This is a genomic window from Brevundimonas bullata, assembly GCF_014207965.1.
GTDB lineage: Bacteria > Pseudomonadota > Alphaproteobacteria > Caulobacterales > Caulobacteraceae > Brevundimonas > Brevundimonas bullata_A.
Map to the genome: position 1 here is coordinate 793,367 of NZ_JACHLM010000001.1, position 22,267 is coordinate 815,633.

Here is a 22,267-nt window from a genome sequence, read left to right on the forward strand (position 1 = left end):
TGACGGCCGCTATGCGGGGAAGCGGCCTTCGATGATGGCGCTGAACAGGCCCGGATCGACGTTGCCGCCCGACAGGACGATCCCGGTGGTCAGGGCTTTCGCCGCGACCTTGCCGGACAGCAGGGCCGCCAGAGACACGGCGCCGCCCGGCTCGATCACCAGCTTGAGCCAGCGGAAGGCGAAGCGCATGGCCTCGGCCACCTCGGCGTCGGTGACGGTCGCGGCGCCCGCCAGACGCCGGTTGATCGGCCAGGTCAGTTCGCCCGGCAGGGGCGCCATCAGGGCGTCGCAGATCGACGGGGCGCCTGGCGGATGCGCGGTCCGTTCGCCCGCCTCCAGCGAGCGGCGGGTGTCGTCAAAGGCTTCGGGTTCGACGACGATGACGCGGGTCTCGGGGCTCTGCTCGGCCATGACCAGGTTGAGCCCGGCGATCAGGCCGCCGCCCGAGGCGCCGCACAGCAGCTGGTCCATGGGGGCGTCCGTCTGCTCCAGCATCTCCAGCCCGACCGTGCCCTGGCCCTCGATGATGAAGGGGTCGTCGAAGGGCGGGACCAGGACGGAGCCGCGCTCGGCCGCGATCTCGGCGCCGATGGCCTCGCGGCTCTCGCTCCAGCGGTCGTAGAAGCGCACCTCGCCGCCGAAGGCGCGCACGCCCTCGACCTTCACCGTGGGGCTGTCCGACGGCATGACGATCAGGGCGCGGGTCCCGATGGCCTGCGCCGCCGCCGCGACGCCCTGGGCGTGGTTGCCTGAGGAGTAGGCCACGACGCCGCGCGTCTTTTCCTCAGTCGTCAGCCGGCTGATGCGGTTATAGGCCCCGCGAAACTTGAAGGCCCCCGCCACCTGCAGCGTCTCGGCCTTCATCAGCACCCGGCCGCCGATGGCTTCGTTCAGGGCCGGATGCTCGATCAGCGGCGTGCGCACGGCGGCGGGGGCGATCTGGCGGGCGGCGTCGAGGACGCCGGAGAAGGAGGGCGTGTGCATGAGTTTACTCTTACGTGCAGGCGCAGGCTCTGCATAACTCTCCTCATGCAAGCGAACATGATCCTCGCCATCGACCAGGGCACCACCTCGACGCGGGCCATCGCCTTCGAGGTGTCGCCGTCCGGTTCATTCAGCGCCGTCGCCGTCAGCCAAATTGAGTTGGCGCAGCACTTCCCGCGCTCGGGCTGGGTCGAGCATGACGCGGCCGAGATCTGGCGCGCCACCTTGCAGACCTGTCGCGAGGTGGTGCGCAAGGCGGGCGGCGTGGACCGCTTCGCCGCCGTGGGCATCACCAACCAACGCGAGACCTCGGTCATCTGGGACGCCGCGACCGGCGAGCCGCTGCACCGGGCCATCGTCTGGCAGGACCGGCGCACGTCGGACGTGACCACGCGGCTGGCGGCCGAGGGGCATGAGGCCAGGGTCCAGGCGGCGACCGGCCTGATCCTCGACCCCTATTTCTCGGCCTCGAAATACGCCTGGCTGCTGGACGCCGTGCCGGGGGCGCGCGAACGGGCGGCGAAGGGCGAGGTCAAGCTGGGCACCATCGACGCCTGGCTGATCTGGAAGCTGACGGGCGGGCAGAGCCACGTCACCGACGCCACCAACGCCAGCCGCACCAGCCTGATGGACCTGGCGACGCTGCAATGGCGCGAGGAGCTTTGCGACCTGTTCAATGTGCCCATGAAGGCTCTGCCCGAGATCCGGGGCTGCGCCGATCATCTGGGCGACTGCGACGCCAGCCTGTTCGGGCGGGCCCTGCCGATCCATGGCGCGGCGGGGGATCAGCAGGCGGCCCTGGTCGGCCACGGGGCGCTGCGGGCAGGGGACGCCAAGATCACCTACGGCACCGGGGCCTTTCTGGTCGCCAACGTCGGGCATCAGCCGGTGGCCTCGACCTCGCGACTGCTGCGGACCCTGGGCTACGCCGCTGATGGTCAGGTCGCCTATGCTCTGGAGGGGTCGATCTTCTCGGCCGGATCGGCGATCCAGTGGCTGCGCGACGGACTGAAGGTGATCTCGGATTCGCGCCAGTCCGAGGCCATGGCTCAGACTTTGAAGGACAACGGCGGGGTCTATCTGGTGCCCGGCTTCACTGGTCTGGGCGCGCCCTGGTGGCAGCCGGAGGCGCGGGGCACGGTCATCGGCCTGACCCGCGACAGCGGCCCGGCCCACTTCGTCCGCGCGGCGCTGGAGAGCCTGGCCTATCAGACCCGCGACCTGCTCGACGCCCTGAAGACGGACGGGGCGCCGCCGCTGACGCGGCTCAAGGTCGACGGCGGCGTCACGGCCAACGCCTTCGCCATGCAGTTCATCGCCGACATCTGCGAGGTCGAGGTCGAACGCCCCGCCTTCCAGGAGATGACGGCCATGGGGGCGGCGCGGCTGGCGGCCTTCGGCGTCGGCCTGACGGGCGAGCTGTGGACTGCGCCGCTTGAGGCCCCCGCCGTCTGGCGTCCGCGCATGGGCGAGGCCGAGCGGGCGCGGCTGCTGAAGGGCTGGCGCGGGGCGGTGAAGGCCGCCATCATCGCCGCAGGGGGAGACGAACCATGACCGATCAAATGGACGTCCAGTCCGCCTTTTCCGGCACGCGCGAGGTGGACGAGCGCTATCGTCTGGACGAGGGGGCGCTGGACGCCTGGCTGTCGGCCCATGTCGAGGGCTACGCCGGACCGCTGACCATCCGCCAGTTCAAGGGCGGTCAGTCCAACCCCACCTATGAGCTGACCACGCCGGAGCGGACCTATGTGCTGCGCCGCAAGCCGCCGGGGACCCTGCTGGCCAGCGCCCACGCCGTGGACCGCGAGTTCACCGTCATCTCGGCCCTGCATGCCCAAGGGTTTCCGGTCGCGCGACCCTATGCTCTGTGTACGGACGAAGGCGTCATCGGCTCGATCTTCTATGTCATGGACAAGGTCGAGGGCCGGGTCTTCTGGGACCTGAAGCTGCCGGGTCTGGCTCCCGCCGAGCGCCGCGCCATCTATGAGGCGCAGACGGATACGCTGGCGGCGCTGCACGCTTTTGATCCTGCCGCCATCGGCCTGTCGGACTACGGCAGGCCGGGCAACTATTTCGCCCGCCAGGTCGGGCGGTGGACCAAGCAGTATCGGGCTTCGGAGATCGCGCCCATCCCGGCCATGGACCGGCTGATCGCCTTCCTGCCCGACAGCCTGCCGCCGGAGGGGCCGACGCGGATCGTCCACGGCGACTTCCGCCTCGATAATATGATCCTTGATCCGGTCGAGGCGCGGGTGCGGGCGGTGCTGGACTGGGAGTTGTCGACGCTCGGCGATCCCATGGCCGACTTCTCCTATCTGCTGATCGCCTGGGTCATTCCGGCCAGCTTGAGGAACGGTCTGGCGGGGGCGGACCTGAAGGCCCTGGGCATTCCCTCGGTCGAGGAGACGGTCGAACGTTACGCCGAAAAGACCGGCACGGCGCCGCCGCAGAATCTGGACTGGCTGTTCGCCTACAACCTGTTCCGGCTGGCGGCCATCTGTCAGGGAATCGCCGGGCGGGTGCGCGACGGCACCGCCGCCAGCGCCCACGCCAAGACCATGGCGGCCCAGGTCGGCCCCCTGTCGGACGCGGCCTGGAGCTTCGCCCGGAAGGCCGGGGCGTGAAGCTTTGCGATAATTAGAACAGTTTTTGTTGCGGATGGATTTGGAAAACGGCGCCGGAAGCCCTACCTTCCGGTCTGGAGTACGAAACCGAGATGTCTGACAGCCAAAGATTCCCCGTCGCCGCCCACGCCTTGGCCTATCTGGCCCACAAGGGCGCCTATTCGGCTGCGGACGCCGCGCCCAGCGCCGTGCTGGCGGCTTCGGTGCCGACCAATCCGGTGGTCATCCGTCGGGTGACGGCCCTGCTGGCCAAGGCGGGGCTGATCGCCACGCGTCCCGGCGCCTCGGGCGGCTCCTGGCTGCTGCGCCGCCCGGAAGACATCTGCATGGCCGAGGTGCTGAAGGCCGTGAACGGCTGCGCCCACCTGGGCTCGCCGCCGGCCGGGGCCAAGGGCTGTCCGGTGGGGGAGCACATCCCGCGTCAGGTGGCCAAGGCCCTGACCGCCGCGGATCAGGCCGCAGGCGCCGCCCTGTCCAAGATCACCATCGCCGACCTGCTCGAAGCGGACCCGGAATCGCTGCGCGAATTCGCGCCGCATTCGGCCTGCCCCGTCGCCGCCGCCTGACGCGCCTCGCTTGGGGGAGCCGCGCCGCACCATCCTGATCACGGGGGCCTCCGCCGGCATCGGCGCGGCCTTGGCGCGCGAGTGCGCTGGGCGGGGGTATGACCTGATCCTGACGGCCCGCCGTGAAGCGCCATTGCTGGCCTTGGCCGATGAACTGATTGCCCATCATGGCGTTGTCGCCAGCGTGATCACCGCCGATCTGGCCGAGCCGGGCGCGCCCGCCGCTCTGGTCGAGGAGATCACGTCGCGCGGCCTGAGCGTGGACGGCCTGATCAACAACGCCGGGTTCAGCCGCACCACGGGCTTTCTGTCCACCGACCCCGCCGACCATGCCGCCATGATCCGGGTCATGCTGACCGCGCCGGTCGAGCTGTCGCGTCTGCTGCTGCCCGGCATGACGGCGCGCGGCTGGGGCAGGGTGCTGAACGTGGCCTCGCTGGCGGGTCAGATGCCCGCGACCGGCGGCGACACCCTGTACGGGCCGATCAAGAGCTTCCTGATCAAGGCCTCGCAGGGCCTGTGGCTGGAGACGCAAGGGACGGGGGTTCATGTCACCGCCCTGTGCCCAGGCTACACCTATACCGAGTTCCACGACGTCAACGGCTCGCGCGAGCAGGTGTCGAGCGCCTATCCCAAGTGGATGTGGATGGAGGCCGACCGCGTGGCGCGCATCGGCTGGGACGCGGTCGAGGCCAATCGCCCGCGCGTCACGCCGGGCGTCGCCAACAATGTGCTGGCGGCCCTGGGCGGGATGCTGCCCGACGCCCTGGCGCTAAGGATGGTCGGCGGCCACGCCAAGCGGCTGGACCGCCTCTAGCAAAGACGCGCCGTCATCCCGGAAGCGGCGAAGCCGCTATCCGGGACCGCTCAAGGCTCAGCGGCCAGTGTGTGTGGCGGTCCCGGATAAGCGCTCCGCGCTTTCCGGGATGACGATTGAGTTCAGTGGCTTCCGGCGGGGTAGGGCGCGGTCACCCCGATGCTGAACATGCCGGGGATGGCCTCGCCCAGACCGGCGATGATGAACTGGATGGCCAGGGCGCACAGGATCAGGCCCAGGACGCGAACCACGATGGCCATGCCGACGTCGCCGAGGATGCGGCTGATCGGGCCGGTGCAGGCGAAGCAGACGAAGGTGACCACGCAGGCGGCGACCATGGCCACCAGCGACGAGGCGGTGCCCGCCGCGCCCAGCTTCTGGGCCTCGCCGGCGTTGATGATGATGGCCGAGATGGCGCCCGGGCCGATCATCAGCGGGATGGCGAAGGGCACGATCAGGCGTTTGAAGCGGCGCTTGGCGTAGCCGCGCACGTCCTTGGCGTCGGTCACGGCGTCGGCGTCGGCGAAGATCTTGAGGAAGTCCTCGCGCGCCATGTCGAGGCCGAGCAGCAGCAGCAGGATGCCGCCGGCGATGCGGAAGGCGGCCAGGGAGATGCCGAAGAACTGCAGCAGGCCCAGGCCGGTGAAGAAGAAGAAGCCCAGGAAGACGGCGGCGAAACCGCAGATCATGGCCGAGACGGTGATGCGCTGACGCAGCGAGGCCCCGGCCGTGGCCGCGGCGAAGATCGGCACATTGCCGATGGGGTCCAGCAGCGCGAACAGCGCCACGAACAGGTTGACCCCCAGATCGACCGCGTTCATTGCTTCGCCCCGCCCTTAAACCCGCCGCGCGACCCCGCGACCCTTGGTCTCACCTATCGGGGCATCCGCGCGCGCCTGCAACCCGCCGAGAGCCGGAAATGTCGCCAGACCAACCAATTGGCCACCCCAATCGCCCGTTTGACCCCCGGGTCATCTGCGCCCTGGACGTGCCGACGACCGACGAGGCGCGGGCCCTGGTCGAGCGGATCGGCGACGCGGTCGGCTTCTACAAGGTGGGGCTGCAACTGTTCGCCTCGGACGGCATGGGTCTGGCGCGCGAACTGAAGGCGTCGGGCCATCAGGTGTTCCTGGACTGGAAGCTGCACGACATCGGCGCGACGGTGGAGAAGGCGACGGCGGTGCTGGCCCATGCGGGTTGCGACCTGCTGACCGTCCACGCCCGGCCCCAGGTGATGGCGGCGGCGGCGCGCGGGGCGGCGGGGTCGGACCTGAAGATCCTGGGCGTCACCGTCCTGACCAGCCTGACCGAGGAGGATCTGCAGGCGGACGATCACAGCCTGTCGGCGGCGGATCTGGTCGAGCTGCGGGTGCGTCAGGCGTTGGACGCCGGCATCCACGGCGTCGTCTCCAGCCCGCACGAGGCGGCGCGGGTGCGCGAGATCGCCCTGGCGGCGGGCCGCGACGACTTCCTGATCGTGACGCCGGGCGTGCGGCCGACCGGCGCCGCTCTGGACGATCAGGCGCGGGCGGCGACCCCGGCCAGCGCCTTGCAGTCGGGCGCGACCCATCTGGTCATCGGTCGCCCCATCACCGCGGGGGCCGATCCGCGCGCGGCGGCGCAAGCGGTTTCGGCGGAGATCGCCCTGATCTGAGCGGGCGCAACCCGTTGATCCACGTGAAACAAAAAGGGCGGCTTCTGCGAAGAGGCCGCCTTTTCTTTACCCCCGCTCGCCCTGTTCCTGGGCGTAGGGGGCGTAGGGCCGCTCGGTCGGGGAACGGTGCGGGGCAGGCGGGGGCGGCGGCGTGTCGGGCATGGCGTAGTAGCCGCGCTCGAAGTTGACCTGGGGCGGGGCCGTCTCGACGCGCGGGGGGTCGACATAGACCTGAGGCGGGGCCACGTTCACCTGCGGCGGCGCGACGCGGACCTGGGCGGGCTGCACATAGACCGGCGGGGAGGCCACGTAGATGGGCGGCTGCGAGACATAGACGGGGGGCTGGTTCACATAGACGGGGGCGGGCTGGTAATAGGCCGGCTGGGGCGCGGGAGCGTAGCTGCCCTGATAATAGCCCTGCTGGTAGGGGCCCTGTTGGTACTGGCCCTGGCCGTATCCGTAGCCGCGGGCCCAGGGATAGCGGCCATAGCCGTCGACGACGTAGCCGAAGGGCATGGAGCGGGTGACGCCGTAGCTGTAGCCGCCGTGCTGGATCGGCTGTTGCGGCGCGACGACCACGACGGGCGGGCGCTGACCGGCGCCGCCATAGCCGTAACCATAGCCATAGGCCTCGACCGGGCCGTAGCCGCCCTGCCAGCCGGTGTCGCTGTAATAGGTCTGGACCCGGCTCTCGACCATGGGGCCGCGTTGGCTCCCGTGATCGGCGTAGGCCTGCTGGGCGTAGCCGGAGGCGGCGTTGTGGCGCACGATGCGCTGTTGCGCCTCGGCGGTTCCGGCGACGAGCAGGGTCGCGCCCATAGCGATGTACACAACAGCCTTCATGGCCACGCTCCTTGTTTCAGCCGCAAAGGTTAATGCGGTTTCGGCCGAAGCGTTCAATATTCACCCGTCACGCGAACGGCGGGGTCGGGGTCGGCTCAGAAGTCGACGGCCAGACCCTTCTTCTCCCAGTCGCCGTAGCGGGTGGGTTCGGGACCGCGCGGACCGCCATGTTCAGTTTCCAGGACCGGCGCCAGAACCACCTCTTCGCTCGCCTTGCGACGTTCGGCCGCTTCCAGCAGGGCGCGGCGCGCGACCTCGCTCAAGGGTCGCTCCGGCGTCGCGTGGGGCACGTCGGCGTTGAAGGCGGGGGCCTGTTCGGCGGCTTCATCGGCGGGCGGGGTGGGCTGTTCGGTCACAGGGGGTCTGCCTTGAGGGCGAGGATACGGGGCCTCACATAGACGTTCAGGACTTCTTCGCCACCCCTGACGACGCCCGGACCCGATGAACCACCTCAAGACTTTCGCCCTGCTGGCCGTGATGACCGCCCTGTTCATGGGGATCGGCTATCTGATCGGCGGCGCGACCGGCATGATGATCGCCTTGCTCGTGGCGGCGGGGATGAACCTGTTCAGCTACTGGAACGCCGACAAGATCGTGCTGAAGATGTACAAGGCCCAGGTGGTGGACGAGACCCATCCCAACGCCGTGGTCCGGGCCTATGTCGCCGACGTGAAGCAGATGGCGAGCGATGCGGGTCTGCCCTTGCCGACCATCACCATCATCCCCAACGACCAGCCCAACGCCTTCGCCACCGGACGCAATCCGCAGAACGCCGCCGTGGCCGCCACCAGCGGCCTGCTGGACATGCTGACGCGCCAGGAGGTGCGTGGGGTGATGGCGCACGAGCTGGCCCATGTGAAGAACCGCGACACCCTGACCATGACCGTCACGGCCACCGTGGCGGGCGCCATCGCCATGCTGGCCAACTTCGCCATGTTCTTCGGCGGCGGCGACGACCGCGAGCGGCCCGGCGGCATGATCGGGACCATCGCCCTGATGCTGCTGGCGCCCATGGCCGCGGGGCTGGTGCAGATGGCCATCAGCCGCTCGCGCGAATACGAGGCTGACCGCGTCGGGGCCGAGATCGCCAATGATCCCCACGCCCTGGCCTCGGCCCTGCAGAAGATCGAGGCCTATGCCCGCGGGGCCGTGAACGTCCCGGCCGAGCGCAATCCGGCTACGGCCCATATGTTCATCATCAATCCGCTGAACGGCAAGGGCGCCGACAGCCTGTTCTCGACCCACCCGGCCACTGGCAATCGTGTGCGCGCCCTGATGGATCTGGGGACGAAGATGGGCATGAGCCGACGTCCGGTCTCGGCGCGTGTCGCTGCGGCGCGGCCCTCGACCAGCGTGCCCACAACCCCGTCCGGGCGGGCGACGTCGCGCGGCCCCTGGGGTTAAGATCGGGCTGATCGCCTTTGCGTGCGCGGCCTTAAGGGGTTAGAGCGCGCGCCATGACCGACAAGTCCGACCCCGCCGATCTGCCCGTCTTTGACCAGGACCGCCCCGAGTGGGCCCAGGCCCACGGCCCGCTGCGCTCGTTCGGGCGGATCAAGTCGCGGCCGATCAAGGCGCGCCAGGCGGCCCTGTTCGACACCCTGATGCCGCAGATCGCCGTGCCGGACCCGACCAAGGGGCCGATCGATCCCGCCGCTCTGATGCCGGGCGCCAAGGAAGCCTGGTTGGAAATCGGCTTCGGCGGCGGTGAGCATCTGGCGGCGCAGGCGACGCGCTGTCCCGAGGCCCTGATGATCGGGTGCGAGCCTTTTCTGAACGGCGTGGCTTCAGCCCTGCGCCATGTGGAGGAGGGCGGTCTGAAGAACGTCCGCCTGCACGCCGACGACGCGCGGGCGGTGATGACGGCCCTGCCGGACGCCTCGCTGGACCGCGTCATGATCCTGTTCCCCGATCCCTGGCACAAGGTGCGCCACAACAAGCGTCGCTTCCTCCAGGACGAGACGGCGGTCGAGATCGCCCGCCTGCTCAAGGCCGGCGGTCGGGTCCGCTTCGTCACCGACTGGCTGGACTATGCCGAATGGGCGCTGGAACGGCTGGCGCGCACGCCGGGTCTGACGCGGATCGAGACCGAAGGTGAAGACTGGTTCGCCGTCCCTGCTGATCACGTCGTCACCCGCTATGAGGAAAAGAAGCTGGGCGACACCGCGCCGATCTTCCTTGAGTTCGAACGCGAAGCCTAGCCTTATGGCTCTCTGATCTTGGAGCCGACCATGACCTTCAGTCTCTATGACGCGTCCGTCCCCATGATCGTGCGCGGCCTGAACGTCCTGGCCGGGCTGATCGACAAGGCCGCCGCCTCGGGACTGGACGAAGAGAGTCTGATGCAGGGGCGTCTGGCGCCCGACATGCTGCCCTTCGTGTCGCAGGTGCGGATCGCCACCGACCTGGCCAAGGGCGCCGTGGCCCGGCTGGCTGACGTGGAGCCCATGGTCCTGGCCGACGATGAAACGACCCTAGCCCAGCTGAGGGCGCGGATCGTGCGGACGATCGCCTATGTCGAGAGCGTGGGGCCGGCCCAGTTCGCGGGCGCCGAGACCCGTGCGGTGCAGCTGAAATTCCCAGGCATGGAGCTGAATTTCGAAGGCGCGGGCTATCTGACCAGCTTCGCCCTGCCGAACTTCTATTTCCACGTGACGACGGTCTACGCCCTGCTGCGCCACGCCGGGGTGGCGCTGGGCAAGCGCGACTACATGGGCCAGCTCGCCCTGGCCTGACGTCCCGTCGTTACGTGTAATTACGCTGAGGGATACCCCGCAGGTTTCACTTCGCCTGACGTTTACCCGTATCAAGGATTTTCCCTTCGACTTTCTCGAGGGGCGGGCAGAATGCGGATGATGATGATCGGCGGCGGTTCAGACCGGCGGCCGACGCCGACGATGGCGTCTTACGCCTTTGATCGCGCACCGCTGAGCCCCTGTGGGGCTGCTGAGCGGCTCATGCCTGCCATCGGCGCCCACTGATCCCTTTCAGTCTCTGAAAACCTGATTTCGCGTCGTTCGTCGGCGTGCGTCGCATTGCAGTAAACAGGACCTCCCCCGGTGAACTTGGACAACGTTAGAATTTCCCGCAAGCTGGCGGGGGCCTTCGCCCTGATCGTGGCGGTGATCGTCGCGCTGGGCGTGGTGGTCTTCATGCAGGTTCGCGAACTGGAGGCGGCCAAGGAAACGGTGGCCCTGGCCGAGACGGTCACGGCCAAGACCAGCCATCTGAAGCGGGCGGTGGACCAGCAGGAGAGCGCCGTTCTGGCCTATATCCTGACCGGAAAACCGGATCACCTGGAGCGGATCGAGCGGCACAAGGCAGGCTTCCGCACGGGCATCGAGGAAATGACCGCAGTGACGGCCCATATTCCCGGCGCCGGTGAGCGCGTGGAGGCCCTGACCAAGGCGGTCACCGCCTATCAGGCCGCGGTCATTGATCCCGAGGTGCGCCTCGCCAGCCGTCCGGAAACGCGGGCGGAAGCCATGGCGCTGACGGAAAGCGCGATCCCCGACCAGTTCATGGAGCCCGTCGACGCCGCCTTCGATGCGATCGTCCAGGCCCAGGCCAACCGCAAGGCGGCCGCCGTCGAAGATCAAAGCGCCGCCTTCGCCACCACCAAGATCGCCCTCGGCGTCGGCGTCGCCGTGGCCATGGTTCTGTCGATCCTGTTCGGTCTGGGGCTGGCCAAGATGATCGCTGCGCCGATCGCGGCCATGACGGCGGCCATGCGTCGCCTGGCCGGCGGCGACAAGACCATCGTCGTCCCCGCCGTGGGTCGCAAGGACGAGGTCGGCGAGATGGCCGACGCCCTGCTGGCTTTCAAGGACGCGGCTATCGCCAATGAGCGTCTGGAAGTCGAAGCCGCCGTCGCCCGTCGCGAGGCCGAGGAAGAGCGCGCTCGCGCTGAGGCCGAAAAGGCCCGCATCGCCGAGGAAGACCACGTCGCCGTCACCGCCCTGGGCCAGGGTCTGCAGGCCATGGCCAGCGGCGACCTGACGCACCGCATGACCGCCCAGGTCGCGGCCCGTTCGGAACAGTTGAAGACCGACTTCAACACCGCCATCGCCCAGCTGGAACAGGCCGTGGCCGTGGTGGTCGACAATGTCGCCGCCATCCGCTCGGGCGCCGGCGAGATTTCGCAGGCCTCCGACGACCTGTCGCGCCGCACCGAGCAGCAGGCGGCTTCGCTGGAAGAAACCGCTGCGGCTTTGGACCAGATCACCGCCACGGTGAACAAGACCGCCGACGGCGCCCGTCAGGCCTCCAGCGTGGTGCAGCAAGCGCGCGGCGACGCCGAGACCAGCGGCAAGGTCGTGCACGACGCAGTCCAGGCCATGACCGCCATCGAACGCTCCTCGACCGAGATCGGCAACATCATCGGCGTCATCGACGAGATCGCCTTCCAGACCAACCTCCTGGCCCTGAACGCCGGCGTCGAGGCCGCGCGTGCGGGGGATGCGGGTCGCGGTTTCGCCGTGGTCGCCTCCGAAGTCCGGGCCCTGGCCCAGCGTTCGGCCGAAGCGGCGAAAGAGATCAAGACCCTGATCTCCGCCTCGGGTCAGCAGGTCGGGCAGGGCGTGGCCCTGGTCGGTCAGACCGGCGAGGCCCTGCAACGCATCGTCAGCCGCGTGGCCGAAATCGACGGCCTGGTCTCGGAAATCTCGGCCTCGGCCCAGGAGCAGGCCACCGGCCTGCAACAGGTCAACACCGCCGTGAACCAGATGGATCAGGTGACGCAGCAGAACGCGGCGATGGTCGAGCAGTCGACCGCCGCCAGCCACTCGCTGTCGCAGGAGGCCGACACCCTGGCCTCTTCGGTCGCCCGTTTCCGCACGGGCCATGCCGCGGCCCCGATCGCCGCGCGCAAGGCCGCCCCGGTCCCGGCTCCGGCGCGCACCCCGCAGCCGGTGGCCCAGACGGTCGCCGCCATCCGCAGCCAGGGCGGCGCCGCCCGCAAGCCGGCCCTGGCCGTGGTCACGGACGGCTGGGAGGAGTTCTGAATCGGACATGACGACGGCGGGGGCTGACACGGCCCCCGCTTTCGCCTATATGACCGCTCACATCGTTAGACCGGCGTCCAACGGCGTCGTTTCAAGCGGCGGCCCGGACGGACCGCCGCTTTTGTTTTCTGGATTGATCCTTTGCGCGCCAAGACTGCTGAAGACCGCGCCTTGCTGGAGATGATCGACCCCGTGGCCGAAAGCCTGGGGCTGGCCGTCGTGCGCGTGCGCCTGATGGGCGGGACCCTGCGTCGTCGCCTTCAGATCATGGCCGAGCGCGTGGTCGACAACGACATCTCGGTCGAGGAATGCGCCCGCCTGTCGCGCGCCGTGTCGGAAGTGTTCGACGCCGCCGACCCGATCTCGGGCGAGTACCTGCTGGAAGTGTCGTCGCCCGGCATTGACCGGCCGCTGACCCGTCTGCTGGACTTCCAGCTGTTTGAAGGCTTTGAGGCGCGCCTGGAAACCGACCGGATGGTCGAGGGCCGCAAGCGCTTCAAGGGCATCCTGGCCGGCGTCGAGGGCGACAATGTCGCCATCGATCTGGACGGCGAGGACGACACCGCCCTGATCCCGTTTGAATGGGTTTCGGACGCCAAGCTGGTGCTGACCGACGAGTTGCTGAAGCGGGGCGCGGCCCTGCGCGCGGCGCGCGGCGAACCCGAAGACGACGGCCTGCCGGAAGGCGAAGCCGAAACTGAAGACACGACCAACATCACGACCTCGACCAAGGACAAAGCCTGATGGCCGTCACCGGTATTTCCGCCAACCGTCTTGAACTGCTCTCGATCGCCGACGCTGTCGCGCGTGAGAAGAACATCGACAAGGAAGTCGTCATCGAGGCGATCGAGGAGGCGATCCAGAAGGGCGCCAAGTCGCGCTACGGCGCTCATCACGACATTCGCGCCAAGATCGATCACAAGACCGGCGAGCTGTCGCTGACCCGTCACGTCACCATCGTCGAAGATGACTGGCAGCCGGAAGACGAGCTGGAAGAGTTCAACGACAGCGCCATGGTGCGCCTGACCGACGCCTCCAAGCGCGACCCGGAAGCCGCGGTCGGCAAGGAATACGTCGAGGTTCTGCCGCCGTTCGAGTTCGGCCGCGTCCAGACCCAGATGGCCCGCCAGGTCGTGACCGGCAAGGTCCGCGAAGCCGAGCGCGCCAACCAGTACGAAGAGTTCAAGGATCGCGTCGGCGAGATCGTCAACGGCACGGTCAAGCGCGTCGAATACGGCAACACCATCGTCGACCTGGGCCGCGGCGAAGGCATCATGCGCCGCGACCAGTCGATCCCGCGCGAAGTGTTCAACGTCGGCGACCGCGTTCGCACCTACATCTACGACGTCCGTCCCGAAGCCAAGGGCCCGCAGGTCATGCTGAGCCGCGCCCACCCGGGCTTCATGGCCAAGCTGTTCGCGCAGGAAGTGCCGGAAGTCTATGACGGCGTGATCGAGATCCGCGCCGCGGCCCGCGACGCCGGTTCGCGCGCCAAGATGGCCGTCCTGTCGAACGACAGCTCGATCGACCCCGTCGGCGCCTGCGTCGGCATGCGCGGCTCGCGCGTTCAGGCGGTCGTCGCCGAACTGCAGGGCGAGAAGATCGACATCATCCAGTGGAACGACGACGAGCCCACCTTCATCGTCAACGCCCTGGCTCCGGCTGAAGTCGCCAAGGTGGTGATGGACGAAGACGCCGACCGCGTCGAAGTCGTGGTGCCGGACGAGCAACTGTCGCTGGCCATCGGCCGTCGCGGCCAGAACGTCCGCCTGGCCTCGCAGCTGACCGGCTGGCAGATCGACATCATCACCGAGTCGCAGGACTCGGAGCGTCGCCAGAAGGAGTTCGCCGAGCGGACGACCCTGTTCCAGGAAGCCCTGGACGTCGACGAGACCATCGCCCAGCTGCTGGTCACCGAAGGCTTCGCCACGGTCGAGGATCTGGCCTTCGTGGAATCCTATGAAGTCGCCGAGATCGAAGGCTTCGACGAGGACACCGCCGAAGAACTGCAGGCCCGCGCCCGTGAATTCCTGGACCGCAAGGCCGCCGAACTCGACGCCAAGCGCGTCGCTCTGGGCGTCGAGGACGACGTCCTGAACGTTCCGGGCGTGACTGGCGCCATCGCCGTCGCCCTGGGCGAAGGCGGCGTGAAGACGCTTGAAGACCTGGCCGATCTGGCGACCGACGAAATCCGCGGCGGCTATGAAGTGAAGAACGGCGAGCGGACGAAGGTCCCGGGCGTTCTGGAGAGCTTCAACCTGTCGCAGCAGGACGCTGAACTGCTGATCCTGCACGCTCGCGTCGCCGCGGGCTGGATCGACGCTTCGGAACTGCCGCAGGCCGAGCTTGAGCCGGAACCCGAGTTCGAGGAAGAAATCTTTGCCGAAGCCGGCGAAGACGGCGCCGAAGAGCCGGTCGAAGGCGTTGATGTCGATGCGGAGGTCTTCGACGAAGACCTCGAGCCGACCCAAGACGCGTGATGGGAGCCGCAGCTGTCCATGACTTCGACCGAGGCGCTGATCGATAGAGACCGTCAAGACCTGGTGACCCGCCAGGTCCTTGATGAATCTCGCCTGATCCGCTTCGTGCCGGCGCCGGACGGCTCGGTTGCTCCTGATCTGGGGCGCAAACTGCCCGGCCGCGGCCTCTGGGTCGCCGCCGACCGCGCCTCGATCGAGACGGCGGTGAAGAAAAACCTGTTCGCGCGGTCGGCCAAGGCGCCGCTGAAACCCGCCGCAGACTTGGCCGACATGGTCGAAAAGCTGCTGGTTCGGCGCTGTCTGGATCAGTTGGGCCTTGCCCGGCGCGAAGGCGTGCTTATCTCTGGCTTTGAAAAGAGCGCCGCCGCCATCCGCGGCGGACGGGCGGCTTGGGTCGTCGAGGCCGCCGACGGCGCCGCCGACGGTCGAGGCAAGCTTTTGGCGCTGGCGAAACACCCGTCCCCGGCGCCCAAAATCTGCGGCGCTTTCACTGCGGACGATTTGAGTTTGGCCCTTGGGCTGGAAAATGCGATACACGCCGTCCTGCTGAAAGGCGGGCGAGCCGATCGTTGGACCATAGAGGTCGAGCGACTGGCGGGATTTCGGCCTCTGCGTCCAGAGAGCTGGCGCCGGGTTGGTCCCGGCGACGGCGCTGAGGACGACCGGGGCGAGACCCTGGAACAAGAGCCCGAGGCTTTTGGCGGACGAGGCCCTGTTTCCTGACCAGGAAGCGGGACCACGCCCGGCTATGGGTGTTTGACGAGACGATGGCGGAATTCTCCGCCCCGAGTAAAGCGACCGGATGAGCGACGAAAACGACAAGACCGAAGACGGTAAGACCCCTGCCAACGCGCCTTCTCAAACGGGGCCGCGCGCTCCGCTGAGCCTGAAGCCGCGCGTGGCCGGTTCGGTCTCGACCGGCACCGTGAAGCAGAGCTTCAGCCACGGACGTTCCAAGACCGTGGTCGTCGAGACGAAGCGCCGTCCCGGCGCGGTCCCAGGACATCAGCGTCCTCAGGGCTTCGACGTTTCGCGTCCGCGCTCTGATCAGGGCGGCTCCAACGCACCCCGTTCCAACGCACCCCGCGGCGGTCCCGCCGGCGGCGCTCTGTCGGTCGAGGAGCAGGAAGCTCGTCGTCGCGCCATCGCCCTGGCCACGCAGGCTCAGGCTGAACGCGCACGCGCGGCTGTCGCTGAGCAGGCCGCCCGCGAAGCCGCTCAACGCGATCAGGCCGCCGCCGCCGACAAGGCCGCCGAAGCCGCTCGCGCTGAAGCGTCCGCCGCTCAGGCCGCTGCTGACGCCGCGCGCGCCGAAGCCGCCAAGCTGACGGCCGCTGCGCCGCCGGCCGCCCCGGCCAAGCCCGCCGCGCCCAAGGTGGCCCTGCCCAAGGTCGAGCTGCCCAAGCCGCTCGTCGCGGCGCCGGCTCCGGTCGCTGCTGCACCCACGCCTGCGCCCGCAGCTCCGGCTGCGCCGCGTCCGGCGCCCGTCACGCGTCCCGTGGTCAACTTCGGTCAGCGTGCTCCCAAGATTCCGACCGGCCGCGCGCCGATCGAGCGTCCCGCCTTCGGCGGCCGTTCGGCCCGCGAACAGGCTCTGGGCGAGGGCGAACGCCCCGCTTCCGACCGGCCCCAGGCCTCGGACCGTCCGCAAGGCGGCCGCCCCCAGGGAGATCGTCCGCAGGGCGCTCGTCCGGCCGCCAGCCAGACCGTTCGCTATTCGGCTCTGAACCCGAAACCGGCGCCGGGCGCCGCGCGTCCGGGCGCCGCTCGCACCGGCCCCGGCGGTCGTCCGACCCCGAACGCTCCGCCGGCCACGCCGGACGTGGCGCGTCCCAGCCGTGCGCCGACGATCGGCTTCGGCCGTCCGATCCGTCCCGAGGATGATCGCGACAAGCGCTTCTCGGACGCCGGCAAGGCCGTCAGCCGTACGCGTGGCGAACCCAAGCGTCGTGAAGGCCGACTGACCATCCAGTCAGTGGCCGGCGACGGCGACACCGCCGAGCGCATGCGCTCGCTTGCCTCGGTCCGCCGGGCGCGTGAACGCGAGAAGGAAAAACGCAAGGGCGGTTCCACCGACGAGCCGCGTACGGCCCGTGAAGTGGTCATCCCTGACGTCATCACCGTGCAGGAGCTGTCCAACCGGATGGCCGTTCGCGGCGTCGACATCATCAAATTCCTGATGCGTCAGGGCATGATGATGAAGATCAACGACGTGATCGACTCCGACACCGCCGAACTGGTGGCCGAAGAGTTCGGCATGACGGTCAAGCGCGTGTCGGAATCCGACGTCGAAACCGGCTTCATCGCCGAGGCCGACGACGAGGACGCCACCACGCCGCGTCCGCCGGTCGTGGCCATCATGGGCCACGTCGACCACGGCAAGACCTCGCTGCTCGACGCCCTGCGCACCACGGACGTCGCCGGCGGCGAAGCCGGCGGCATCACCCAGCACATCGGCGCCTATCAGGTGCGTCTGGAAAATGGCCAGCGGGTCACCTTCCTCGACACCCCGGGCCACGCCGCCTTCTCGGCGATGCGGGCGCGCGGCGCCAACGTCACCGACATCGTGGTGCTGGTTGTGGCCGCAGACGACGGCGTCATGCCGCAGACCATCGAAGCCATCCGTCACGCCAAGGCCGCCAACGCGCCCCTGATCGTCGCGGTCAACAAGATGGATAAGCCGGACGCCAACTCGCAGAAGATCGTCAACGAGCTGCTGCAGTACGAAGTCATTTCGGAAAGCCTGGGCGGCGACACCCAGATCATCGAGGTGTCGGCCAAGAACCGCACCAACCTCGACGGCCTGATCAACGCCATTCTGCTGCAGGCCGAGGTCATGGACCTGCGGGCCAACCCGGACCGTTCGGCCGAAGGCGTGGTCATCGAGGCCAAGCTGGACAAGGGCCGCGGCCCGGTCGCCACCGTCCTGGTCAAGCGCGGCACGCTGAAGCGCGGCGACATCGTCGTGGCCGGCTCCGCCTGGGGCAAGGCGCGCGCCCTGCTGGACGAACGCAATGCTCAACTGACCGAAGCCGGTCCGTCGGTGCCGGTCGAGATCCTCGGCCTGTCCGAAGCCCCCTCGCCGGGCGACGTCCTGGCCGTGGTCGAAAGCGAAGCGCGTGCGCGTGAACTGACCGAGTACCGCGAACGTTCGCGCCGCGAAAAGACCCAGGTCTCGGGCGGCTCGGCCTCGCTGGTCGACATGATGCAGAAGCTGCAGTCCAAGAAGGTCTCGGAACTGCCGGTCGTCATCAAGGCGGACGTGCAGGGTTCGGCCGAAGCCATCGTCGGCTCGCTGGACAAGATGGGCAACGACGAGGTCCGCGCCCGCACCGTCTATTCGGGCGCCGGCGGCATCACCGAGAGCGACGTCAACCTGGCCAAGTCGGCCGGCGCGCCGATCCTCGGCTTCAACGTTCGTGCGTCCAAGCAGGCGCGCGATCTGGCCGAGCGTGAAGGCGTCGAGATCCGCTACTACTCGATCATCTACGACCTGCTGGACGACATTAAGGGCGTGCTCTCGGGCATGCTGGCGCCGCTGCAGCGCGAAACCTTCCTCGGCAACGCCAAGGTGCTGCAGGTCTTCGACATCACCAAGGTCGGCAAGATCGCCGGTTGCCGGGTGTCGGAAGGCGTGGTCCGCAAGGGCGCGCGCGTCCGTATCGTCCGCGACGACGTCGTGGTGCTGGAACTGGGCGTCCTCAACACGCTCAAGCGCTTCAAGGACGAGGTCAACGAAGTGCCCTCGGGCCAGGAGTGCGGCATGCAGTTCCAGGGCTTCCAGGACATCAAGGAAGGCGACTACATCGAGTGCTTCACCGTGGAATCGGTCAAGCGCACCCTCGACTAGGAAGTCTGAGTTCGCTCAAGGCTTCAGGGCGCGGTCTCGCAAGGGGCCGCGCCCTTTGTCTTTCGGGCGCGACTGTATGGAGGCTTCACCTTGGCTGTCGGTCGCTCTAGGGTCGAGGCCGCGCCGGGGGGCGTTCGTCGAAAGGTCGCCATGCGCCGCCACATCCTGATCTCGGCTCTTGTCGCCGCCTCCGCCATGGCGAGCTCGGCTTCTGCCGACACCCGCTTTCTGGCCTTTGACGCCCGCGATCGCACGACCCAGGCTCTGACACGCGGCGTGACCTTGGAGGTCGAGCGCGGCCTGTTCGGCGCGGTGGCGGTGCGCAATCTGTTTTCCAGCACATCGCGCGGCTCGGCCCGCTTTACGCCCGGCGGGCCCGATGCTGTTCGCCGGGCGCTGCCGGCGGGCGCCAGCGAGAGCGGCGTCTATTCCATCGTGCAGGAAGGCGACGGCCGCGGCTTGGCCCGCGCCCTGTGCCCCGGCGCAGACGAGACCTGGGTGGTGGTGGGCCGGGTCAAGGCGGGGCGGCCCATGACCATGCAGGCCGTCGGGCGCTGGAGCGACGGCCAGTACCGCCACTGCGTCGAGCTGAACTACGACTATCGCGGCGAATGGGCCACGCAGCAGGGCGCCAGCCCGGCGCGCGATGCGCCGGTGGCCTACGGGCCCGGCTGAGGCTCAGAGCGATGCCGGGCCGGTTTCTGCTTGCAGCCTTGATCGGTGCGCTCGCGGCCTTGTGGAGCCTGACCCGCCCCGGCGACCCGGCGCTTTTTCCGGCCTCGCAGGAGGCCGGGGTGACCGTCTATCTGCTCGACAACGGCTTCCACACGGATCTGGCCGTGCCGCGCGCGGCGCTGATGGGCGGGGGAGGGGCCTTGGCCGAGGCGACGGCGAGCCTGGCGCCGGGCGACTGGGTGCTGGTGGGTTGGGGTGACGCCAAATTCTATGTGGATCAGAGCCCGGTCTCGGGGCGGCTGGCCGACGGGGCGCGCGCCTTGTTCAAGCCGGGCAATGCTGCGGTCGTCATGCTGGACCCGGTGGCGACGGACCCGGCGCGGCGGTTTCGGCCAGAGGATCGTCAGGCCCTGACCCTGTCGCAAGCCGGCATGGGGGGGCTGAGGGCGCGAGTGCAGGCTTCTCTGGCCACCGATGCGGCGGGGCGGCCCATTCTGGCGACGGCGCGACCTGGCGACGACGCTCGCTTTTTTGAAAGTCGCGAGACCTTCTGGGTCGGCCGCCTGTGCAATCACTGGACGGCGGAGCTGTTGTCGGCGGCGGGCCTGCCGATCCGGCCGTGGCGGACCCTGACCTCGGGCGAGGTGATGCGGACTGCGGCGCGGGGCCAGGCGGAAGGGGGCCAGGCGGAAGGGGGCAGGGCGGAAGCGGCCAAGCTGGACTTGCAGCCCGTCCGCGACTAGACCGCGCCCTTCGCTTTTTCAGCCGGCGTCCGATCCCCGGCGAGCGACAAGGGAGGCGCGCCATGAGCCGCAAACAACATACCCGTAACGCCACTGGTCCTCAGGGTCCGTCGCAGCGCCAGTTGCGCGCCGGCGAATTGATCCGTCACGCCCTGGTCGACGTGCTGCGCGAACACGGCATCCACGACGAGGCCCTGGACGGGGTGTCGATCACCGTGACCGAGGTGCGCCTGTCGCCGGACCTGCGCCACGCCATCTGCTTCGTCGAGCCCCTGGGCGCCGGGGTCAAGACCGCCGAGACGGCGGGGCAGGAGCCGGTGATCATCAAGGCGCTGAACACCCACGCCAAATTCCTGCGCGGCCAGCTGGGCCGCAACATCGACATGAAGTACACGCCGGACCTGAAGTTCCGCCACGACGAGAGCTTCGAGGCCGCCAGCTATATGGACCGGCTGATGGACGACCCGCGCATCCGCGCCGACCTGGCCCGCCCGACGCAGGCGGAAGATGAGCCGGAAGCCGCCGAGCCGGACGACGGGCCTCAAGTAGCGCAAGGCGCGATAGGCCCGAAAGAAGACTAATGGCGCGCAGGAAGAAGGGCGAGATCGTCAACGGCTGGATCTGCCTCGACAAGGCCTATGAGATGGGTTCGACCGAGGCGGTGACCAAGGTGCGTCGCCTGTTCGACGCCCAGAAGGCCGGCCACGCCGGGACGCTGGACCCGCTGGCCTCGGGCGTCCTGCCCATCGCCCTGGGCGAGGCGACCAAGACCGTGCCCTTCATGATGGACGCCGAGAAGGTCTATCGCTTCACCATCCACTGGGGCATTTCCACCGACAGCATCGACCGCGAGGGGGAGATCATCGCCCGTTCCGACGTGCGGCCCTCGGTCGAGGCGGTGAAGGCGGCGCTGCCGTCCTTCGTCGGCGAGATCGATCAGGTTCCGCCGCAGTTCTCGGCCATCCGCGTCAACGGCGAGCGCGCCTATGACCTGGCGCGAGACGGCGCCGAGTTTGAACTGGAAGCCCGCAAGGTCATGATCCACGAGGCCGCGGTGACCGACGCCCCGGACGCCGACCATGTCGAAATCACGATGCGCACGGGCAAGGGCGTCTATGTGCGTTCGCTGGCGCGCGACCTGGCTGTGATGCTGGGCGCCGAGGGGCATGTTTCCGCTCTGCGGCGCGAACGGGTGGGGCCGTTTACCGCCGAGAACGCCGTCACTCTGGATTTTCTCGCCGATCTGGCGCATAAGGGCGCCGCCTTGGAAGGCCTGCTGCCCGTTTCGACCGCTCTGGACGACATCCCGGAACTGGCCGTCACGGAACAGGACGCCTTCTCGCTGAGGCAGGGTCGGCCGATCGTTCTGCTCCCCCGTCAGGTTGAAACCTTGAAGAGCCAGCTGTCCGCCGGCTCGCGCACGGTGTCGGCCTTCGCGGGAGAAACCTTGGTCGCGCTCTGCACGATGCGGGCCGGACGGCTAGAACCCGACCGCGTTTTCAATCTCCCCTAGCGCTCGCCTTTGAGCGACGCGACAGGGCTCCAACATGGAGATCTACGATGTCGATCACTGCTCAACGCAAGAGCGAAGTCATTGCCGACAACGCTCGTTCGGCTGGCGACACCGGCTCGGCTGAAGTCCAGGTCGCGATCCTTTCGGAACGCATCGCCAACCTGACCGACCACTTCAAGAGCCACAAGAAAGACAACCACTCGCGTCGCGGCCTTCTGAAGATGGTCTCGCAGCGTCGTCGTCTTCTTGACCACCTGATCAAGACCGATCGCGAGCGTTACACCGCTCTGATCGCCAAGCTGGGCCTGCGTCGCTAAGGCGGCCGACCAGCAGCGGAAACGATTTTCGAGGCGCGGGCGGACACGTCCGCGCCTCGTTCCGCACCTAGAGCATTTCCGATGGAGCGGGCTGTCGTCCGCCTCCGGATATGCCAAACAGTGAGCTTCCTGCGCGCCGCAGGTCCTAAATCGGCGCAGACGCGAGGGCCATGAAGGCGGTCCTCACTCCACCCGCCC

General features: G+C 68.5%; 22 protein-coding genes. 18 read left to right on the top strand and 4 right to left on the bottom strand.

Translation table 11 applies throughout. The features are described from left to right. Positions 1-9 precede the first annotated feature (9 nt). Positions 10-984, bottom strand: coding sequence for a threonine/serine dehydratase (locus tag HNP51_RS03895; RefSeq protein ID WP_184267231.1), 975 nt, complete (start codon positions 982-984; stop codon positions 10-12). A gap of 57 nt (positions 985-1,041) precedes the next feature. Between HNP51_RS03895 and glpK the strand changes: the two genes are divergently transcribed. The 4 genes from glpK (at position 1,042) to HNP51_RS03915 (ending at position 4,991) form a co-directional block, all read left to right on the top strand. Continuing rightward, positions 1,042-2,538, top strand: coding sequence for a glycerol kinase GlpK (glpK, locus tag HNP51_RS03900; RefSeq protein WP_184267233.1), 1,497 nt, complete (start codon positions 1,042-1,044; stop codon positions 2,536-2,538). Then, positions 2,535-3,608 (top strand): phosphotransferase family protein, encoded by a 1,074-nt coding sequence (locus HNP51_RS03905; protein ID WP_184267235.1) that lies wholly within the window; start codon positions 2,535-2,537, stop codon positions 3,606-3,608. Before glpK ends, HNP51_RS03905 begins: the two co-directional genes overlap by 4 nt. 92 nt (positions 3,609-3,700) lie before the next feature. Further along, positions 3,701-4,174, top strand: a complete 474-nt coding sequence (locus HNP51_RS03910) for an Rrf2 family transcriptional regulator (RefSeq protein WP_114817212.1) — start codon at positions 3,701-3,703, stop codon at positions 4,172-4,174. Between the two features lie 10 nt (positions 4,175-4,184). Beyond that, positions 4,185-4,991 (top strand): SDR family oxidoreductase, encoded by an 807-nt coding sequence (locus tag HNP51_RS03915; protein WP_184267237.1) that lies wholly within the window; start codon positions 4,185-4,187, stop codon positions 4,989-4,991. Positions 4,992-5,113: 122 nt separating this feature from the next. Here HNP51_RS03915 and HNP51_RS03920 read toward each other — a convergent pair whose 3' ends face one another. Further along, the gene (locus HNP51_RS03920) at positions 5,114-5,812 is read right to left on the bottom strand and encodes a MarC family protein (protein WP_184267240.1); all 699 of its coding nucleotides are present in this window, start codon (positions 5,810-5,812) and stop codon (positions 5,114-5,116) included. A gap of 98 nt (positions 5,813-5,910) precedes the next feature. Between HNP51_RS03920 and pyrF the strand changes: the two genes are divergently transcribed. Further along, a complete protein-coding gene (pyrF, locus tag HNP51_RS03925; protein WP_184267262.1) occupies positions 5,911-6,645 on the top strand; it encodes an orotidine-5'-phosphate decarboxylase in 735 nt (244 codons plus the stop codon). A 66-nt stretch (positions 6,646-6,711) separates the two neighbouring features. Here the strand turns inward: pyrF and HNP51_RS03930 are convergent, their stop codons facing one another. Both HNP51_RS03930 and HNP51_RS18805 read right to left on the bottom strand, forming a co-directional pair. Continuing rightward, entirely contained in the window at positions 6,712-7,488 is a 777-nt protein-coding gene (locus HNP51_RS03930) for a hypothetical protein (RefSeq protein WP_184267264.1), read from the bottom strand. A gap of 95 nt (positions 7,489-7,583) precedes the next feature. Continuing rightward, on the bottom strand, positions 7,584-7,844 hold the full coding sequence (locus tag HNP51_RS18805; protein WP_184267266.1) for a DUF1674 domain-containing protein: 261 nt from the start codon (positions 7,842-7,844) through the stop codon (positions 7,584-7,586). 85 nt (positions 7,845-7,929) lie between these two features. Here HNP51_RS18805 and htpX point away from each other — a divergent pair, with 85 nt between their 5' ends. From htpX to rpsO, 13 genes are all read left to right on the top strand, one after another. Continuing rightward, the gene (gene htpX / locus HNP51_RS03940) at positions 7,930-8,892 is read left to right on the top strand and encodes a zinc metalloprotease HtpX (protein WP_184267268.1); all 963 of its coding nucleotides are present in this window, start codon (positions 7,930-7,932) and stop codon (positions 8,890-8,892) included. 53 nt (positions 8,893-8,945) lie between these two features. Next, positions 8,946-9,689, top strand: a complete 744-nt coding sequence (trmB, locus tag HNP51_RS03945; protein ID WP_184267270.1) for a tRNA (guanosine(46)-N7)-methyltransferase TrmB — start codon at positions 8,946-8,948, stop codon at positions 9,687-9,689. A 30-nt stretch (positions 9,690-9,719) separates the two neighbouring features. Next, a complete protein-coding gene (locus HNP51_RS03950) occupies positions 9,720-10,223 on the top strand; it encodes a DUF1993 family protein (RefSeq protein WP_184267272.1) in 504 nt (167 codons plus the stop codon). Positions 10,224-10,547: 324 nt separating this feature from the next. Then, positions 10,548-12,491 carry a methyl-accepting chemotaxis protein gene (locus tag HNP51_RS03955; RefSeq protein WP_184267274.1) on the top strand — a complete coding sequence of 648 codons (1,944 nt, stop codon included), beginning with the start codon at positions 10,548-10,550 and terminating at the stop codon, positions 12,489-12,491. A gap of 141 nt (positions 12,492-12,632) precedes the next feature. Continuing rightward, positions 12,633-13,235, top strand: a complete 603-nt coding sequence (gene rimP, locus HNP51_RS03960) for a ribosome maturation factor RimP (protein WP_184267276.1) — start codon at positions 12,633-12,635, stop codon at positions 13,233-13,235. Beyond that, positions 13,235-14,971, top strand: a complete 1,737-nt coding sequence (gene nusA / locus HNP51_RS03965) for a transcription termination factor NusA (RefSeq protein WP_184267278.1) — start codon at positions 13,235-13,237, stop codon at positions 14,969-14,971. The genes rimP and nusA overlap by 1 nt, the downstream gene beginning before the upstream one ends. An 18-nt stretch (positions 14,972-14,989) precedes the next feature. Continuing rightward, positions 14,990-15,694, top strand: a complete 705-nt coding sequence (locus HNP51_RS03970; protein WP_184267280.1) for an RNA-binding protein — start codon at positions 14,990-14,992, stop codon at positions 15,692-15,694. Positions 15,695-15,773: 79 nt separating this feature from the next. Beyond that, entirely contained in the window at positions 15,774-18,821 is a 3,048-nt protein-coding gene (infB, locus tag HNP51_RS03975) for a translation initiation factor IF-2 (protein WP_184267282.1), read from the top strand. A gap of 150 nt (positions 18,822-18,971) precedes the next feature. Beyond that, complete coding sequence (locus HNP51_RS03980; RefSeq protein ID WP_184267284.1) at positions 18,972-19,496, top strand: hypothetical protein; 525 nt, start codon at positions 18,972-18,974, stop codon at positions 19,494-19,496. An 11-nt stretch (positions 19,497-19,507) separates the two neighbouring features. Next, the gene (locus tag HNP51_RS03985) at positions 19,508-20,239 is read left to right on the top strand and encodes a DUF2459 domain-containing protein (protein WP_184267286.1); all 732 of its coding nucleotides are present in this window, start codon (positions 19,508-19,510) and stop codon (positions 20,237-20,239) included. Positions 20,240-20,301: 62 nt separating this feature from the next. Next, entirely contained in the window at positions 20,302-20,820 is a 519-nt protein-coding gene (rbfA, locus tag HNP51_RS03990; protein ID WP_184267288.1) for a 30S ribosome-binding factor RbfA, read from the top strand. After that, positions 20,820-21,752, top strand: a complete 933-nt coding sequence (truB, locus tag HNP51_RS03995) for a tRNA pseudouridine(55) synthase TruB (RefSeq protein ID WP_184267290.1) — start codon at positions 20,820-20,822, stop codon at positions 21,750-21,752. Before rbfA ends, truB begins: the two co-directional genes overlap by 1 nt. A 47-nt stretch (positions 21,753-21,799) precedes the next feature. Beyond that, positions 21,800-22,069 carry a 30S ribosomal protein S15 gene (rpsO, locus tag HNP51_RS04000; protein ID WP_184267298.1) on the top strand — a complete coding sequence of 90 codons (270 nt, stop codon included), beginning with the start codon at positions 21,800-21,802 and terminating at the stop codon, positions 22,067-22,069. The last annotated feature ends 198 nt before the right edge of the window (positions 22,070-22,267 follow it).